Origin of the sequence: Stieleria magnilauensis (assembly GCA_007753675.1) — a bacterium.
Taxonomy (GTDB): domain Bacteria; phylum Planctomycetota; class Planctomycetia; order Pirellulales; family Pirellulaceae; genus Stieleria; species Stieleria magnilauensis.
Map to the genome: position 1 here is coordinate 4,427,852 of CP036432.1, position 18,046 is coordinate 4,445,897.

An 18,046-nucleotide genomic window follows, 5' to 3' on the forward strand; every position below is an offset into this window, starting at 1 on the left:
GTACCCACGTTAGCGGAACGGCGCGAGCCGTCCGGTGCTGCAAAACCGGAAGGGCTTGCGACCTACCGCTACGATCCATTCAGCCTTTGAGTCCGAAACGGTCGCTCACATTCGTTCCACCCGTCGCTATGAACCGCGCACCATGACACAGCCCTTTAACATGCATCCGATGAATCAGACGCGTCGCCAGTTCTTCGGTTCGGCCGGGACCGGAGTCGGGCTGGCGGCCTTGGCGACGTTGTTGGGGAACCGCGCCGCCAGTGGTGCGGGCGGATTGCCGACGTTGCCGCACTATCCGGCCAAGGCAAAGCGGGTGATCTATTTGCTCCAGAACGGTGCACCGTCGCACGTCGATCTGTTTGATCACAAACCGATATTGACCAAGCTGCACGGCCAACAGATCCCGGATTCGGTCGTCGGCGGCGCCCGATTCAGCACGATGACCGGCGGCCAGACCGCGCGCCCCTGTCTGAAGGAGATCACGACGTTCGCCCGTCACGGGCAAAGCGGAGCGACGGTTTCCAGCTTTCTTCCCGAAACGGCAAAGATTGCCGACAAGCTGTGTTTCATCAAATCGATGCACACGACACAGGTCAATCACGCTCCTGCGATCACGTATTTTCTGACCGGCGATGAACGCCCCGGTCGGCCGAGCATGGGGGCTTGGCTCAGTTACGGTCTCGGCAGCGAAACCGAAGAACTGCCTGCGTTTGTCGCCATGACCTCGCGCGACAAGGAAGCATCGTGTGGACAGATCTTTTACGACTATTACTGGGGCAGCGGTTTTCTGCCGACGGTGCACCAAGGCGTCAAGTTTCGTGGCAGCGGCGATCCGGTGTTGTACCTGTCGGATCCGCCCGGGATGAATCGTGATCGTCGCCGGGGCATGTTGGACGACCTCGCCGTGCTCAACCAAGGACAGCTCGATGTGGTCGGCGATCCGGAAATTGCGACGCGGATCAAACAGTATGAAATGGCCTATCGCATGCAAGCCTCGGTTCCGGAGCTGACCGATCTGTCGACGGAATCCGAATCGACGCTTGCGATGTACGGCCCCGACGTCACACGCAAGGGCTCGTATGCCTACAACTGTTTGATCGCGCGTCGACTGGCCGAACGCGGTACCCGATTCATCCAATTGATGCATGCCGGCTGGGACCAGCATCGAAACCTGAATAGCCAATTGGAAATTCAATGTCGTGATACCGACGCCCCTTCGGCGGCGCTCGTCAAAGACTTGGAACAGCGTGGGTTGTTGGATGACACGCTGGTGATCTGGGGCGGCGAATTCGGCCGCACTCCATTCTTGCAAGGGAAAATCGAAGACACCCAACGTTGGGGCCGCGACCATCATCCGTATGTGTTCACACTGTGGATGGCCGGCGGCGGCATCAAGCCCGGCGTCACGTATGGGGAGTCCGACGAATTCGGATTTACCGTGGCCGCCGATGGCGTCAGCGTCCATGATTTCCAAGCCACCATCCTGCATTTGCTGGGCATCGACCACGAACGATTGACCTACCGCTACCAAGGCCGACGTTTTCGTTTGACCGACGTTCACGGAGAGATCGTCGAACCCATCCTCGGATAAGACCTCAGCCTGTCGATCGCTGACTTGGTTCATCATCGACGCGATCGCGTTCACCCTCTCACACCCAGGCAATTCGCCATGACACGGATTCTACTTGTCGGCCTTGCGTTGTTTTCGATGACCACCCCCGCAGTCACGATCCGGGCTGAGTCCCCCGCGACCGGGCTGACGATCCAATGGAATGGCCGTTATCTGGACGTCCACGGGCCAAACCTCCCCGGCGACTTCATTCGCACACACTATCTGGAAGCTTATTGCCGTCCCGGATCGACCGATCGAGACTGGAGTGAAACAGTGATCAAGCACACCAGTGAATTGATCAAGGCGACGCCGGATCGCAAACGAATCGAAATTCGTGACACACTCGTCGACGGCGTGATCGTCGACCACGTGATCCTGGCCGGCGAAGACGAAGTGACGTTTGAATTGACGGCGACCAACCCGACCGACAAAGCATCCGAGGCCCATTGGGCACAACCCTGCATGCGGGTGGACCGTTTCACCGGCGCAGATCCTGGCAACGCCCGCGACATCTATCCGCCTTACATCAGGAAGTGTTTCCTGATCGTCGACGGAACACTGACCCGACTTCCGACATCACCATGGGCGCTCAAGGCGCGCTACGTTCCCGGCCAAGTCTACGCCCCCGAACACGTCGACCGCGACGACGTCAATCCGCGCCCGCTCAGTGATGTCGTTCCCTCCAGCGGCCTGACCGGATGCTACTCCGCCGACGAGAAAATGATTTTGGCGGTCGCCTGGCACCCCTACCAGGAGATCTTTCAAGGCGTGATCACCTGCATGCACAACGATTTTCGCATCGGCGGTTTGGCGCCGGGGCAGACGAAACACATTCGAGGTAAGCTGTACGTCGTACCGGCGGACACGCAAGCGTTGATCCGGCGGTTTCAAACTGATTTTCCCGAATCGTTGTAGCCCACCATGTTTCGCCCACCGTTGTTCGTGTCTCTGTTTGCTTCGTTCTTCCTGTCTCTGATCGCTCCCGCGGTTGCCCAAGTCCCCGACGCCGCCGACCGGGCCACGCAGCAGGTGAAGGTCGCGACCTACAACATCCGCTTTGCCAACCCGAACGATGGGGATGACGTTTGGCCCAATCGCCAAGAGTTCGTGATTGAGTACTGTCGCGGCAACGACATCATCGGGTTGCAAGAAGTCACCGAACCCCAGTTCGCCCAATTGCGAGCAGGCTTGTCAGACTTTGATTCCTACGGCGTCGGTCGCCACGATGGGAAAAGCGGCGGGGAGCACGCGCCGATCTTTTATCGTCAAGACAAGTTCGAAGTGCTCGACAAGGGAACGTTTTGGCTGAGCGAGACTCCCGAAGCGGTCGGTGTCAAAGGCTGGGACGCGGCACTGCCACGGACCTGCACCTGGATTCATTTTCGTGACCGACGAAATGGCGCCGAGTTGTATGTCGCAAACACCCACTTCGATCATCGAGGCGCAAAAGCGCGGGCCGAAAGTGGGAAACTGTTGGCCGAGCGTCTGGGCAAGTTGCCTCAAGAACTGCCGATCCTTCTGATGGGCGACTTCAATTGCCTGATCGGTTCGGAGCCATACAACGCAATTGTTTCGGCGTTTACCGATGCGCGACAGGCCAGCAAGTCCAAACCGACCGGACCGACCAGCACCTGGAACGGCTTCAGCAAGATCGCGCCCGACCGCATCATCGACCACATCTTCGTCCGCTCGGTCGAGGTGCTGCAGTTAGCCGTTGACAACCCCAAGACCGACCAGGGGCGTTTCGCGAGTGATCACTTGCCGGTACAGGTGGTCGTTTCACTCGCCGAGTAAATCGGTGGGGTCACGTTCGGCTTTGACAGTGGCATGCGCACGTTGGTGTCCAGCCTTCAGGCGCATCCCCACGCGCTGCGAAGCAGCAAGATGGGCGGCTAAAGCCTGCACACCAGCAACCGTTGGTGTCCAGCCTTCAGGCGCATCCCCACGCGCTGCGAAGCAGCAAGGCGGGACGGCTAAAGCCTGCACACCAGCCACCATTGGTGTCCAGCCTTCAGGCGCATCCCCACGCGCTGCGGAGCAGCAAGATGGGCGGCTAACCCGGATATTGCATCCGCTGACTGGTTGACTCTGATTTTAGACTGAGTTACGGCGAGGCTGTCCACGATAGCCGGTTTTTGCTGCAATCGATTCGCTGCGGGCAGAGGGCCCCCTACCCCCAGACGACCGGAAGTCGCTGCGCGGTGCCACACGATGCGATGGGAGTGGCTAATCGCTACGGCACAGACGTGCCAGCACCTGATTGAACAGCGGTTCCCAGGGGCAATGGCTGCAAAGATGAAATACCACCCGACGACAAGTCACTCGAACTCGGGCTGCTATTTTCAACAGTCGCAATCGAATCGTGTCCACACGTAGACGACTCTGTTTCGTTCCACTCAGGCCCAGGCGACGCAACCCATCGAGTAGAACGTAAGCAAATGATGAAAGCATCACGCGGAACTGATTGGCAATAAAACGGGTGCAACTGGTGCGATCAGCGAACAGACAAAGCTGTTGCTCTTTGATCCGATTCTCCATCTCGCCACGCATGCAGTAGTGCTCTCGATAAAACTTCTCCGGGTCATAAGCGACAGAGCACCATGTCCCTGGAGTCTTAACTTGTAGCGGCTGCCTTTTGCCATCGACCATCGGTCGATGGTAGGTCGTGTCGACAATGTCGTCACTTGAGAAACAGTTTGTTACGACGAAGCGAGGATTGGGGCCTTTGGCGGTATACTCTGCTTTGCCGACCACCCAGCGATGGCGGTCCCACGTCCTGCCGGTGCGATAGCGAAACCACTTGTAAAAGGCTTGTTTGCCACCACGGTGGAATCTCTCGACTCTTGCGCGAGTCATTTCGCAGGCAATTTGCTTGACCAAAACCTTATTCTTGGGTAAACCAAAGACGTAGTGGACATCGTTTTTGTCGCACCAGCGCATGAGGCGTTCGATCGCAAAACCTCCGTCACCACGAAGGGTGATTTTGACCCGAGGCCATCGTTGGCGGATCCTTGCGACAAGCAATTTTGTGATTCCGCGTGCGTGATGGCCATCACCGAGGTTGGCTGGACGAAGATACGAGACGAGAAGTTGGTCGCCGCAAAACACGTACAGAGGTTGGAAGCAATAGCTGTCGTAGTAGGCATTGAAAGCCTTTTTATCTTGATCGCCGTGTACCTTGTCGTCCGTTGCGTCTAGATCGAGTGTGATTTCATCAGGCGGGGTGTCGAAGCTGTCAAGAAAAATGTCGACGAGGATCTTGCTGAGTTCGAAGAGTTCTTTTTTGGTGATTCGGTTTTCAAATCGGGAATGAGTCGAGGGGCTCGCCAGAGTGGGATCCCAATCGTCATCCGACCTGTCATTGATTCGAGGGGGCCGTCCGGCGGCGACTTGAAAGGCGGCATCATCGCGAAGCTGCTGTTGATCGTTTGCGTCTTCGTATCCGGCCGCGATCGCAAAGATTCGACTGATAAGGATTTCCGCTTGAGAATGAACGGTGTGAATCGGATCACGCGGGTCGTGAATCGCTTGGTCGATCCGCTTGATCAAATTGAGCTTTTTGTCGACTTCGCGAAGCAGGACGAGGCCCCCATCGGAAGTGAGCGATCCGCCGTCGAAATCTACCTCAACGGCCTGCCTTCTGAGGCGTTTCAATGCGGGACGATTTCGTTTACGCTTTGTCATTGCCGAAAGCCTTGGTTTTGTGGTCTATGAAGTGTCGTAACTCCAATAGATACACGAACTAAGGCTTTCGCGCTATAGGGGCAGTCGAATAAGCGGATGCAATATCCGGGCTAAAGCCTGCACACCAGCAACCGTTGGTGTCCAGCCTTTAGGCGCATCCCCACGCGCTGCGAAGCAGCAAGGCGGGACGGCTAAAGCCTGCACACCAGCCACCATTGGTGTCCAGCCTTCAGGCGCATCCCCACGCGCTGCGAAGCAGCAAGATGGGCGGCTAAAGCCTGCACACCAGCCACCATTGGTGTCCAGCCTTCAGGCGCATCCCCACGCGCTGCGAAGCAGCAAGACGGAGCGGCTAAAGCCTGCACACCAGCACACGTTGGTGTCCAGCCTTTAGGCGCATCCCCACGCGCTGCGAAGCAGCAAGATGGGCGGCTAAAGCCTGCACACCAGCAACCGTTGGTGTCCAGCCTTCAGGCGCATCCCCACGCGCTGCGAAGCAGCAAGACGGGGCGGCTAAAGCCTGCACACCAGCAACCGTTGGTGTCCAGCCTTTAGGCGCATCCCCACGCGCTGCGAAGCAGCAAGACGGGACGGCTAAAGCCTGCACACCAGCAACCGTTGGTGTCCAGCCTTCAGGCGCATCCTCACGCGCTGCGAAGCAGCAAGACGGGACGGCTAAAGCCTGCACACCAGCAAGCGTTGGTGTCCAGCCTTCAGGCGCATCCCCACGCGCTGCGAAGCAGCAAGATGGGCGGCTAAAGCCTGCACACCAGCAACCGTTGGTGTCCAGCCTTCAGGCGCATCCCCACGCGCTGCGGAGCAGCAAGACGGGCGGCTGAAGCCTGCACACCAGCGCATGTTGGTGTCCAGCCTTGAGGCGCATCCCCACGCGTTGCGAAGCAGCAAGATGGGCGGCTAAAGCCTGCACACCAGCAACCGTTGGTGTCCAGCCTTGAGGCGCATCCCCACGCGCTGCGAAGCAGCAAGATGGGCGGCTAAAGCCTGCACACCAGCAACCGTTGGTGTCCAGCCTTTAGGCGCATCCCCACGCGCTGCGGAGCAGCAAGACGGGGCGGCTGAAGCCTGCACACCAACTCTCACTCCCCCACGTCCCCTTCCCACTCCGACTGGTAACGGCGGATCATCTCCGCCTCGCGGTCGGTTCCGATGGCTGAGAAAACGTCCCAGGCGGGCTTTTCCGCGCCCAGCGGGTTCGCTTGACTCGGCAAACCACGCAGCCCCAATCGCAGCCCTCCTTCGTCGGGATGGTCACTGGGTCGGTGGTAATCAAAGGCGATGATGGAGGGACATTGGCGGAGTTTCTTCCAAGTCAGCAGCAGCGCGGCGGCCTGGGTGCGGAGCTGTTTTGGATCATCCTCGTCGGCGTGAAATCCCTGCTCGCTGCAGATCACCGGGCGGACGCTTCCGTCGACCGTTCGGCTCGTTGGCAGGTGCATGAATCGGTCGAGAACCTGCAAGTTCTTGATCGTGATCAATCGGGTCTCAAGATCGTCGGACACCTGCGTGTCGTTCCAGAAATCGGCCTTCCACAGGCTCTGCGGGTAAGGATGGTACGCAACGCCCCAAGGAAAGTCGCCTTCGAGTCGGCTGTCCTGGATCAATCGCTCCAACATCGCTTTGGGCGCATACGTTTTCCAGTGCTGGTTGTCGGTCGTGTTCCAGCGGTGGGTCAAGGAAATGAACGCGCGGGCATGGGGATTGAATGGACGGGTCGCCGCATCGACCAACCGTATCGACCGGACGTAGTGATCCAAAAAGATCTCCAGGGGTTGCTCGCCCATGTTGGTCCACTGCCATCCATAGTCGACTTCGTTGTGCACGATCCAGTGATCGACCCGGCCGTGTTCGGGATGCAGCCCGCTGTAACGTTGACCGAGCAGATGCAATGCGGCAACGTAGCGTGCGACGGCTTGAGAATCGGTCAAGTTCGGCATCGCATAGGTGCCGGCGTCTGTCGATTCGGGGTGGGCGATCGGGGACCGTCCACGTGACGAGGTCGGGATCAGCAAGATTCCCGCAACGACGGCGCCGGCGTCGGTCGCGGTTCGAATGTCACGGTCTTGTTGCCGCAGTCGCGATTGGTTGCTCCACCAAGTCCGCCCCTTGATGTCGAACGGTTCCCAACCGGGACGCGCCGTTTCGCTGACCAATCCGCTGACGACGATGTTGACCGAGGCATGTTGGATCCCGAGCGCGCGAAGTTGATCCGGCGAGAACCGCGAGGTAATACACGTCAATCCCTTGGCGGCTGAAAGTGTCTTGGCTGGCGGGACGGCGGCGTCTGGATTCAGGTCACGATATCGGGCTGCAGAAATCGGCGTCGGTGTAGACGTGGTCGCATTGTCGGTTTGTTGAAACAATTGAAACCGAACCCCCGCGTCCAACCAGGAAGAGCCAACCGGTGAATCAATCCGCGCCGTCCATCGCCGGCCGTCCTGATCGATGGTGACCGGCCAGCGCTGCGACAGCTCTGCGGTCGTCGGCGGATCGGCGGAAACTGAATCGGGATGCCGCGCGATCAAAAACGCCGAGCGAACCACCGTGGATGGCGAAAGGGTTCCCGCCACCTGAATCCGCTCGCCGTCAAAGTCGATCGAATCAGTCTTCGCCGGCCAGTGACGGGACCGATAATCGTTGATCCGTTCGGCCAATGCCGTCTTTTGCAACTGCCGTTGGGCGGCTTCGTCGCGTTGCCGGAGTTCCACGTCGTTCATGGGTCGAACGACGACGCCGCGCACTTGCAACTGAACCCCCGATCGACTGCCCCAATCGATGCGGACCGGAACTTCGGCATCGCTACCGATCACATCGGGCGCCAGTGCGTTGAGCGAGAACGAGTACTTCGTCCAGCCCTCGGCGCTGGGCATTGACGGCAGCGCGGTGGCGGCGGGCCGATGAATCCCGCGTCCGCTTCGCCACTGGATTCCCCGAATCCCGTCGGGGCAGAAGTATTCCAGTTCCAGGATCCAGTCTCGCTCGGTCGCCGGCAACCGGGGCAATTCGAAACGAAAGTACGGATCGTTTCCCAAGGCAACGAACGAAACCACGCCGTCACGCTGCGACACGCGGAGCTGGTTGGCTTGGTCGCCGACGCCGGACCAATCCAACGGATACTCGTCCGCAATCGTTGACGCCCCCGTCTCGATTCGGCCACCTTCGTCAGCCAGGCAATGACACAAAAACAAGGGGCTGATGACCAGCCAATACATCCAGACGAAATGGCGAAACATGGAAATCAACGGAAGGAGGGAGCTAACGGTGGGCCCAATCATCGTTTCATCGGTCCGCAAGTGACAGGCTGACGGAGCACTATTGCAGCGCCGGCGGCACAGCAAACGGGAACGCGATCGGGATCACGATCATCGAGACGGCAAACACGATCAGCGACAGGGGCAACCCGAAACGCAAGTAATCACTTGCGCGATAACCGCCGACGGTGTAAACCATCAAATTGGTTTGATAACCGAACGGGGTCAGGAAACTTGCCGAGGCCGCGATCATCACGGTGATCACAAACGGCACTTCGCTGACCCCCAGCGTCCCGGCGGCTCCGATGGCGATCGTCAACATGATCAGCCCCGCAGCCGTGTTGGTGATCAATTCGGTGCACAGCATCGTGACCAGGTACACCAACGCCAGGCTTAACCAGGGGTCGCCGCCGGCCAGGTTGATCATCTCGACCGCGATCGCCTGGGCGGCACCGCTGGTCTCCAGTGACGTGCCGATCCCGAGGGTCGCTCCGATCACAATCAGAATGCTCCAGTCGACCGAGCGTCTCGCTTCGCTTGCGGTGCAGCATCGGAACAGGATCATCGCCAGCGCCGCGGCCATCGCGGCGGTCAAGATCGATGCGATCTTCAGCGCCGCAATCAACACCATCGCAACCATAATGACGATCGCATACCACGCCCGATCGTGGCGGCGGATGACATCCGAGCCGACTCGGCTGACCAGATAAAAATCGCGGAGTTCTTTGGCCCGGTGCAGAAACGACGGCGAGGCTTCGAGCAACAGCACGTCACCGGTTTCCAATTCGACGTCGCCGATTTTGCCCGTCAGCCGACGATCGCCGCGCGCGACGGCGACCACCGCTGCGTTGTAATTGCTGCGGAAACGTCCTTCGCGAATCGTTTTGCCCAACAGCGAGCAGCGGGGGCTGACGACCGCTTCGATCAGTGTCCGACGCCAAGCGGGGACTTCCAATTTGCGACCTTGGTCGTCCGGAGTCAGCAGACCGCGGATCTTTCTCAAGTCGACCACCGACTCCAACGCGCCGACCAAAATCAACGCGTCGTCGGCTTGCAGTTTTTCGTTCGGCTTGGCCGGGATGACCGAGTCGCCGCGCTGGATCTCGGCGACGTACAGCCCCGGCAGACTACGCAGTCCCGCGTCCTGAATCGTTTTGCCGATCAACGGTCCGTGGGGATCGACCTGCATTTCGACGGTGTATTGTTTGGGATCGTCGCTGGCGCTGACGGCAGCTTTCCGCGCGGGAATCAACTTGGTCGAAAACAGAATCATGTAGCCGACGCCTAGAATCGCGGCGGGGACACCGACCACGGCCGGAGCAAAGAAACTGATCTCGCCGTCATACTTGGCCTTGAATTCCTCACGCACGATCAGATTCGTGCTGGTCCCCATCACGGTGCACATCCCGCCCAGGATTGCGGCGTAGGAGAGCGGCAACAGCAACCGACTGGCGCTGGCCCCCAGCCGTTTGCAGACGTCATCGACGATCGGCATCAGCGCTGCGACGACCGGCGTGTTGTTCAAGAATCCGCTGCAGATCGCGACGGGCAGCAGGATCCGCAACTGCGCATCGCGAAAGGTTTTCGCGCGATCGAGAAACCAGCCGGTCGCCAATTTCGTGCCCCCGGTCATTTCCAATCCCGCGACCACGGCAAACAACAACGCGATCGTCAACAGTCCCTGATTGCCAAATCCCAGCACCGCTTCGGCAGGACTGGGCAAGTTGGGCGTTCCGGTCAAGTCTTGGACAATCACCAAGACAGCTAAAAACACCATCGCCAACAGGTCGGTAGATGCGATCCGGGTTGCCAAACTGGCCAGCAGTCCGAGCGAAACGGCGAGCGATAACCAGGCTTCCCAGATCATGGACCGGCTGACAATGGGGTGGAACGACGGGGAAAGGGAACAGGCGGAGAAGTGAAACGATAATCACTCAGACGCCCGATGTTCAGATGGGGTTCGGATTCGCCTCCCGCCAGGGGCGAGCGGAAAAGGGGTCAGGCACCAAAAACCAAATGGCCCAAGGGTGCTTCGCATTTTTGGTACCTGACCCCTTTTCCGAACATTCGACAACACACTAGCGAAGCAGCCGGCGCAACAGCAACGGGGCCACCACCACGGCAAATCCGGCCGGGATCAGCCCCACCAAGACGCTCGATGCCCCAGCTCCGACCAGCAGAATCGTCGGGATCCAGCCGCTGAGGAATCCGCAGACGGCCCCAAACTTGTTGATCGATCTGCGATCCCAATGCGGCGTTCCGGACGGTCTCAGGCCGCTGGCGAACAAAAAACAAACCGGCACCAAGATCGCCGAGCCGACGCCGGCGATGACCAGCCCGGCGGCCGTCGCAAATGCAACCGCCCAAAGAAGCGGCAGCACATCGGTACCGAATTCCGACATCCCACCGAACAACTGGATCGATCCGACGGCGACCGCCGAGAGCACGACCCCGAACAGCCCTCCCGAGCCCGTCACGGCGGCGATGACCGAGAGAATGATGCGAAGATTCGAGAACTCCGCGGCCCCCGATGTCGCCTCGTTAAAGTCGACCGAACCGAGATGGGAGGTCGGAGCAAACGGATTCAGCGGGGGCGGTTGGCCATCAAGATCGTTCATCGCACTTCAATGCCGGCGTAAAACGGCAGGCCGCATCCATCGCCGACTATCTGGCAGTGGGACCATCGTTACAATCGTACCTGACACCGACGAAGGTCGCCACCATCGCACCCATCGATTGACCTCGCCCCTGACCGCCAGCAATGACTTCCAACGAGAAAACCTCCCCCATCGACGCATTGCGGGCTCAGTACGAAGAGCTCGCCGAACTCGCCGGATCGCTCGCCCACGAGATCAAGAATCCGTTGTCGGTGATTCACATGAACATCGACCTGCTGAGCGAAGACTTGGCCGATTGGAATTCGCCGCAAAGCCGACGGTCGATCGAACGGGTCAATATCGTGCGTGAACAGTGCGAGCGGATGCAGGGCTTGCTGCGTGATTTCCTGCGTTACGCTCGGCTCAGAGACATCGATCTGGTTTCCGGATCACTGAACGATCAAGTCGATACCGTGCTCCGCGCTTACAAGGCCGAAGCGGCTCAGCGGGGCATCGAGATCAAACGTTATTTGGACAGCGATCTGCCGTCGATCGCGCTGCACAGCGACTCGCTGCAAGCCGCCCTGATGAATCTGGTCAAAAACGCCCTCGAAGCGACCGGCCGCGGCGGACAGCTGTTGGCGCGAACCTATTCCACACAGACCAGCGTCGCCTTGGATCTGATCGACAGCGGCCGCGGGGTGGACAACAACACCATCATGCACATGTTCGAACCGTTCTACACGACCAAGGAAGGCGGCAGCGGACTGGGATTGCCGACCGCCCGGAAAATCATCGAAGCCCACGGCGGCCGCATCAGCGTGCAAAGCGAAGTCGGACGCGGAACCAAGTTCACGCTCGAATTCCCCGTGCTCAAGCGGATCGTCTAACCCGCTCCTGGCGTTGGTGGAGCGTGACTCGACACGATGAACGCGATGCGGGTTTCGAAACGGGAACAATCCCGACATTCGGCACGACCGGTTCGATCGGATAGCGGCCGAACGACTTGCGCAACACCGCCGCTTGTTTCTTCGGTCCGCTGAAATAGTTTGATTTTCCGACCCGCGTGATTTGTTTGTAACCTAGCGCGGCATTCATCTGCTACCGACGACCCAGAGCGTTTCCATGTCCCTGACGATCCCTCGCCCCCGGCCGCTTTCGTTTCGTTCGGTGATCTGGATCGCCGGCTTCGCACTCTCGATCGCCCCGCTACTGATGCTCTCCGCTTCCAGCGTCTCGGCACAGACCGACGAATCGAGCGACGTCGAGACGAAAGTCGATGCAGACGCCGAGTCACCATCGGATGCGTTGGTGATCGAAGACGCCCAGACCTCGTTGATCAAGAACGCATTCATCGCCGCGCCGCTGCCGGGCGTCGTTTCATCAGTCGACGTGCAGGAAGGCGATCAGGTGCAAGTCGATGCGGTGCTGATCCGTTTGCAAGAAGACTTGGCGGAAAAAGAATTGGTCGCCGCCAAAGCCGCTTTGGACGCCGCTCGCTTGGAAAGCGACAACGACGTCAACTTGCGATACGCCAAACGGACCTTGCAAGTCCGCGAGCATGAGATGCAGCAGAGCCGATTGGCCAACCAAGCCTATCCGGGTGCGGTCAGCGATTTTGAGCTGGAGGAAATCCGCTTGAAAGTCGACCAGGCTGCGTTGGCGATCGAGCAAGCCCGACACGACTTGATGGTCGCTGCAGCCGCCGCGGTTGAAAAACAAGCCGCCGTTTCGATCGCACAGACTCGGCTGGAGCAACACACCGTGCGGACGCGTGTCGAAGGCATGGTCGCGGAAATCGACGTTCAACCCGGCGAGTGGGTCGAAGCCGGCGAGCCAATTGTCCGCATCCTTTCGCTGGACCCGATTCGCGTCGAAGGCTTTGTCGACGGCAAGAAGCACGGCCCGCAACTGGTCGGACGCGCCGTCCAATTCACGCCCGCCGGAGCAAACGACGGCGAGCCCCTTCGCGGCCGCGTCACCTTCGTCTCCCCCGAAATGCACCCCGTCACCGGCCAAGTCCGCCTCTGGGCAACCGTCGACAACCCCGACGGAAAGATCGGCTCCGGCGCCTCGGGCGCGCTGGTCGTGGAGTAGGGATAGGTTTCAAGTTTCAAGTTTCAAGTTTCAAGTTTCAAGTTTCAAGTTTCAGGTTTCAGATTTCAGATTTCAGATTTCAGATTTCAGATTTCAGATTTTCCTGTCACCCATTTTCTTGTCTTCCCACAGCATCCCCCCAACCACCCGTTTTTCCGCCACCTCCTTCCCCCACCCCTCCCGACGCGTTGCAACATCTCCTTCGTTGACGGACAATCGACCGCATTGAATTGTCCGGATGTCTCGAACCGCAACGAAGCCTGAGATGAACCCACCGCCTCCCGCCGCACCTGCCCGATTGAGTGCCGGTTCGATGGTTGTTTCCGGCGTCCGATACAACTGGCGGACGTCGTTGGCGGTCTCGTTGGGGGTCGCCATCGCGACCGCGGTGATCGTCGGCGCCTTGCTGGTCGGCGATTCGATGCGAGGCAGTCTGCGTGGTTTGACGGTCGAACGACTGGGCAAGATCGATTCAGTGCTCGCCCCCGGCGGATTCTTTTCCGCCGAAAACGCAGCAACGACCCTGGGCGTGGATCCCTCGCAATTGGCGACGGTGTTGTTGTTCGACCGCGCGGTGATTGAAACCGTCGGATCGGCCGACTCGCGTCGTGCCGGTGCGGTCCAGACGATCGGATGTGACGAGTCGTTCTGGGATCTGGACGTTTCCGGCATCGCGCCGAAGACGATGCCGGGTGATGACACCATCGTCTTGACCGAAGCGTTGGCGGTCGAACTGGGCGTTCAAATCGGAGACCAGGTCACGGTGCGTTTACCGGTCGAACAGGCGGTGCCGGCGGACAGCCCGCTCGGTCGGCGTGACGTTCAAACCGAGGGAATTCCGCGGCTGACGGTGGTCGACATTCTGCCCGATCGCGGATTGGCGCGGTTCTCACTTTCGCCGGCCCAAGCGGCGCCGAAGAACGTGTTCCTGTCGCGGGATGTCATCGGCGAAGTCCTGGAGCGTGAAGGACAAGCAAACATCGCGTTGGCGTCGGTCACGATCGATCCCGAAAAGATTCACGTGGGACTGTCGGACTTGGGGCTGCAACTGGAACGGGTCACCAAGACCTTTCAAGACAAGACGATTTTTGATTACTACAGCCTCACCAGCGATCGCTTGATGCTCGACGACACCGCAGTCGAAGCCATCACCGCTGCATTGCCGACCGGCTCGGTGACACCGGCGATGACCTACCTGGCCAACGCCATCGAAACACTCGATGGCAGCGGAGAAGCATCCGCGACGGTCACCTACAGCACGATCACGGCGATCGATTCGTCGCCCGAGTTGCCACTGGATTTCGGCGAATCAGATCCGGCAAACGACGTCGTCCCGATGGTCATCAACTCCTGGACCGCCGAACGTCTCGGGGTCGACGTGGGTGCCACTCTTCGGATCGCCTACTTCGAACCGGAAGTCGAAAACGGAAAGGAAATCGAGCGCACGTTTCAGGCCGTCGTCAGCGGGATCGTGCCGATCACCGAGCCGGCCAGACGTTATTTCCGCAGCCGTCCGGCGGTGTTTGACCGTGAACCGACGCGCTACAACGATCCGAATTTGACCCCCACGGTCCCCGGCGTGACCGATCAAGATTCGATGAGTGATTGGGACACGCCGTTCGAATTGACCCGCGACGTGCCGGCCGCAGACGATGACTATTGGAAGAACCATCGGCTGACTCCCAAGGCGTTCATTCCGCTGGCCGATGGGCGACGCTTGTTCGGCAGCCGGTTCGGTGAAACGACCGGCTTGCGAATCGATCCGGCGGTTGCCGCTGACGTCGACGCGTTGCGAACACAGATCGTCGCGGCGCTGCAACCCGTCTTGCCCGAACTCGGTTGGCACCCGCGTCCGATCCGCGCAGATCAACTGGCCGCGTCCAAAGGCACCACGCCGTTTGATGGGCTCTTTCTGGCGCTCAGCTGTTTCGTGATCTTTTCGGCCGTGATGTTGATCGCGATGTTGTTCCGATTGGGTCTGGTCCGCCGCGGCCGCGAACTGGGAACGTTGATGGCGATCGGATTGCAGCGCAAACAGGTCTCACGTTTGTTCCTCGGCGAAGGCGTGGTGATTGCGTTGATCGGCGTGTTGCTGGGGATTGCCGGCGGGATCGGCTACGCCCATGCGGTCTTGGCGGCGCTGCGGACCTACTGGGTCGGCGCGGTCACCGTTCCCTTTCTGACGTTCCATGCGACATCGCAAAGTCTTGTCGGCGGCGGGTTGATCGGATTGTTGATCGGAGCGGGCACGTTGTGGTGGACGCTGCGATCGATGCTGAACAACCAGGCCGTCACATTGTTGCGCGGCGCGGACGCATCGGATGAAGTCCAGGCGGAGAAAGACGTCAGTTCGTGGCCGCGTCGGATTGCGATCGGGTTGTTCGTGATGGCGATCGGCGCGGGAATCGCAGGGGCGATGTCGGGCGGCCAAACCGCCGCCGGCGGATTCGTCGGGGGTGGCATGTTGTTGTTGATCGCCATCCTGATGCTCGTCTATGAAGGGCTGCGCAAATCCAAACGCGATCACGATTCCGCCCCCGGCTATTCACTCGGCCGACTGGCCCGCAGCAATTCGACGCGGGCGCCGCTGCGGAGCACGTTGACGATCGGATTGATGGCGACCGCGTCGTTTTTGATCGTCGCGATCACCGCGTTTCGGTTGCAACCGTCCGATGAAGGCACCGGTGGGTTTGACCTGGTCGCCGAGACCGCCCAGCCGTTGTACGAAGACCTGGCCGACCCCGACGTTCAAAGGGGGCTGTTGGGAAACGACGCCGAACTCGTCTCGTCGGCGACGATTGTTTCGCTGCGTGTCCGCAGCGGGCAGGACGCCAGTTGCAACAATCTCTACCAAGCCACCGAGCCGACCGTGCTGGGCGTGCCCGATCAGGCCGCCGAATCACTCGGCAAATTTCGCTTCTACGCCTCGGCCGCTCCTGACGCCGAAGGCCAAACGGCGTGGTCGCTACTCGGCCGCAAAGCGAGCGGCAGCGAAGACGATCCGATTCCGATGATCGTCGATCAGAACACGGCGATGTGGAGTCTGCAGATGATCAAGGGGATCGGCGAACGAAAGGCGTTTCTCTATGACAACCGCACGATTCACTTCGAGGTCGTCGGGTTGCTCGAAAACTCCCTGTTGCAAGGTCGGCTGATCGTGGGGGAGGCCAATTTCGAAGCCTCGTTTCCTGAGATCAGCGGTTATCGCTACGTGTTGATCAACACCGATGAACAAGACTCCGACGCGATTGCTTCAGCCATGGAAACCCGATTGGGCGACATCGGTTTTGATGTTTCGGATGCCCGCCAAGTGCTCAGCGGCATGATGGCGGTCCAGAACACGTACCTGAGGACGTTCCAAAGCCTGGGCGGACTGGGGCTGTTGTTGGGCACCGTCGGGTTGGCGATCGCACAATTGCGCAATGTACTCGAGCGCCGCAACGAGCTTGCCGTGATGCGGGCGATCGGGTTCACCCAAGTCCGCTTGGCGGCGATGGTGATGGGCGAAACCGCGTCCCTGTTGTTGATCGGCATCGGTTGCGGTGTGGCCTGTGCGGTCGTCGCGGTGCTGCCCCATGCCCTGACGGGCGGGGTGCGGCCACCGATCCTCGAACCGATCGTCGTGGTGCTCGCGATCGTCGTCTTCGGACTCCTCGCGGGACTGGTGGCGGCGATGAAGGTCGTCCGGATGCCGCTGTTGCAATCGTTGAGGGGAACGTGAGAGGAACCGTGTTGGACCCTGCGATGTTGCTAGCCTTGGATGAGGCGTTTTTACTGGGGGCCGAATCAGGCGTGATCGGTCCCAGTTTTCGGACCTGGGAGTTTCCCAGCCCGACGGTCGTGTTGGGGCGATCGTCCAAGGTGGATCGCGAGACCGACCGCGAGCACTGTGATCGTCACGGCATCGGGATCTATCGCCGCTGCAGCGGAGGGGCATCGATCGTCGGCGGGCCGGGTTGTCTGATGTACAGTGTCGTGCTGTCGCTGGAGCATTCGCCCCATCTCGCCAAAATCGACGAAGCCCACACGTTTGTGATGCAGCGTGTGCTGGCGGCGGCACAACGTCAGCTGCCCGAGATCCGACTGCAGGGGATTTGTGATTTGACCTGGCGGAACCGCAAGTTTTCCGGCAATGCGTTGCGGGTCACACGAAGCCACGTGCTCTACCACGGCACCGTGTTATACGCGGCCGATTTGGAAAACGTGGCGCAGTGCTTGGATTTCGCACCGCGCCAGCCCGACTATCGCGACGGCCGTGACCACCAGTCCTTTCTCACCAATGTTCCGCTGGACCCTGCGATGCTGGCCGATGACTTGGCCGCACAGTTCGATTTCGCCGAACGATTCGAGCCGCTGCCGGACCAGATCCCCGACCCCATCCTGGCGCGAGCGGCTGAGCTGGTGTCAAAACGTTACAGTTGCGAAGACTGGCGTTTCCGGCACTGAAATTTCGTCCGGTCGACGACAAGTTTTGGCATTGTCCCATTTGTCACCCGAGTAGACTAACATGTGGGGCCGTTGTGGTCGGAGGCGTTGGCCTGTCGCTCGCCGCTTGCCGTTCTCGGCCCACCCAAGCCACGTCTTGCCCCCTGACACGTCGGCCCGGTTCGGCGGTCGACGCCCCGCAAGACCGCATGCGTTGGAACATGTTCATGGCTGAAATTTGGATGGGAGCGGAACCATTTGGCGAAACCAGGGTTTCAACAGATGGCCCCCTTCTCGCATCCGGCTTGTGTGCTTTGACATCCCGCCCCCAAAGACATCCTGCCCTCCGTTTCTACGGTTTT

11 protein-coding genes are annotated in these 18,046 nt (G+C 59.9%); 7 read left to right on the forward strand and 4 right to left on the reverse strand.

All coding sequences use genetic code 11. The features are described 5' to 3' along the window. Positions 1-142 precede the first annotated feature (142 nt). The 3 genes from TBK1r_RS15705 (at position 143) to TBK1r_RS15715 (ending at position 3,406) form a co-directional block, all read left to right on the forward strand. On the forward strand, positions 143-1,591 hold the full coding sequence (locus tag TBK1r_RS15705; RefSeq protein WP_419581388.1) for a DUF1501 domain-containing protein: 1,449 nt from the start codon (positions 143-145) through the stop codon (positions 1,589-1,591). 78 nt (positions 1,592-1,669) lie between these two features. Further along, positions 1,670-2,527 (forward strand): hypothetical protein, encoded by an 858-nt coding sequence (locus TBK1r_RS15710; RefSeq protein WP_145212401.1) that lies wholly within the window; start codon positions 1,670-1,672, stop codon positions 2,525-2,527. Between the two features lie 6 nt (positions 2,528-2,533). Further along, positions 2,534-3,406 carry an endonuclease/exonuclease/phosphatase family protein gene (locus tag TBK1r_RS15715; protein ID WP_145212404.1) on the forward strand — a complete coding sequence of 291 codons (873 nt, stop codon included), beginning with the start codon at positions 2,534-2,536 and terminating at the stop codon, positions 3,404-3,406. A 432-nt stretch (positions 3,407-3,838) separates the two neighbouring features. On the opposite strand, the gene TBK1r_RS15720 is transcribed toward TBK1r_RS15715, so the two are convergent. From TBK1r_RS15720 to TBK1r_RS15735, 4 genes are all read right to left on the reverse strand, one after another. Continuing rightward, on the reverse strand, positions 3,839-5,296 hold the full coding sequence (locus TBK1r_RS15720; protein WP_145208447.1) for an IS1380 family transposase: 1,458 nt from the start codon (positions 5,294-5,296) through the stop codon (positions 3,839-3,841). A gap of 1,097 nt (positions 5,297-6,393) precedes the next feature. Beyond that, complete coding sequence (locus TBK1r_RS15725) at positions 6,394-8,547, reverse strand: DUF5722 domain-containing protein (RefSeq protein ID WP_145212407.1); 2,154 nt, start codon at positions 8,545-8,547, stop codon at positions 6,394-6,396. Between the two features lie 79 nt (positions 8,548-8,626). Further along, positions 8,627-10,432, reverse strand: a complete 1,806-nt coding sequence (locus tag TBK1r_RS15730; RefSeq protein WP_145212410.1) for an SLC13 family permease — start codon at positions 10,430-10,432, stop codon at positions 8,627-8,629. 211 nt (positions 10,433-10,643) lie between these two features. Beyond that, complete coding sequence (locus tag TBK1r_RS15735; RefSeq protein ID WP_145212413.1) at positions 10,644-11,183, reverse strand: hypothetical protein; 540 nt, start codon at positions 11,181-11,183, stop codon at positions 10,644-10,646. A gap of 143 nt (positions 11,184-11,326) precedes the next feature. Here TBK1r_RS15735 and TBK1r_RS15740 point away from each other — a divergent pair, with 143 nt between their 5' ends. From TBK1r_RS15740 to TBK1r_RS15755, 4 genes are all read left to right on the forward strand, one after another. Beyond that, complete coding sequence (locus TBK1r_RS15740) at positions 11,327-12,052, forward strand: two-component system sensor histidine kinase NtrB (RefSeq protein ID WP_145212416.1); 726 nt, start codon at positions 11,327-11,329, stop codon at positions 12,050-12,052. Positions 12,053-12,287: 235 nt separating this feature from the next. Then, the gene (locus tag TBK1r_RS15745; RefSeq protein ID WP_419581389.1) at positions 12,288-13,259 is read left to right on the forward strand and encodes an HlyD family efflux transporter periplasmic adaptor subunit; all 972 of its coding nucleotides are present in this window, start codon (positions 12,288-12,290) and stop codon (positions 13,257-13,259) included. Positions 13,260-13,524: 265 nt separating this feature from the next. Beyond that, the gene (locus TBK1r_RS15750; RefSeq protein ID WP_145212419.1) at positions 13,525-16,980 is read left to right on the forward strand and encodes an ABC transporter permease; all 3,456 of its coding nucleotides are present in this window, start codon (positions 13,525-13,527) and stop codon (positions 16,978-16,980) included. A gap of 23 nt (positions 16,981-17,003) precedes the next feature. Beyond that, positions 17,004-17,705, forward strand: a complete 702-nt coding sequence (locus tag TBK1r_RS15755; protein WP_145212422.1) for a lipoate--protein ligase family protein — start codon at positions 17,004-17,006, stop codon at positions 17,703-17,705. Positions 17,706-18,046: the final 341 nt, after the last annotated feature.

Coding starts and splice junctions, on each gene's coding strand:
- TBK1r_RS15735 (WP_145212413.1), bottom strand. CDS start 11,183: ATGAACGATCTTGATGGCCAACCGCCCCCGCTGAATCCGTTTGCTCCG.
- TBK1r_RS15730 (WP_145212410.1), bottom strand. CDS start 10,432: ATGATCTGGGAAGCCTGGTTATCGCTCGCCGTTTCGCTCGGACTGCTG.
- TBK1r_RS15715 (WP_145212404.1), top strand. CDS start 2,534: ATGTTTCGCCCACCGTTGTTCGTGTCTCTGTTTGCTTCGTTCTTCCTG.
- TBK1r_RS15705 (WP_419581388.1), top strand. CDS start 143: ATGACACAGCCCTTTAACATGCATCCGATGAATCAGACGCGTCGCCAG.
- TBK1r_RS15745 (WP_419581389.1), top strand. CDS start 12,288: ATGTCCCTGACGATCCCTCGCCCCCGGCCGCTTTCGTTTCGTTCGGTG.
- TBK1r_RS15750 (WP_145212419.1), top strand. CDS start 13,525: ATGAACCCACCGCCTCCCGCCGCACCTGCCCGATTGAGTGCCGGTTCG.
- TBK1r_RS15710 (WP_145212401.1), top strand. CDS start 1,670: ATGACACGGATTCTACTTGTCGGCCTTGCGTTGTTTTCGATGACCACC.
- TBK1r_RS15740 (WP_145212416.1), top strand. CDS start 11,327: ATGACTTCCAACGAGAAAACCTCCCCCATCGACGCATTGCGGGCTCAG.
- TBK1r_RS15755 (WP_145212422.1), top strand. CDS start 17,004: ATGTTGCTAGCCTTGGATGAGGCGTTTTTACTGGGGGCCGAATCAGGC.
- TBK1r_RS15720 (WP_145208447.1), bottom strand. CDS start 5,296: ATGACAAAGCGTAAACGAAATCGTCCCGCATTGAAACGCCTCAGAAGG.
- TBK1r_RS15725 (WP_145212407.1), bottom strand. CDS start 8,547: ATGTTTCGCCATTTCGTCTGGATGTATTGGCTGGTCATCAGCCCCTTG.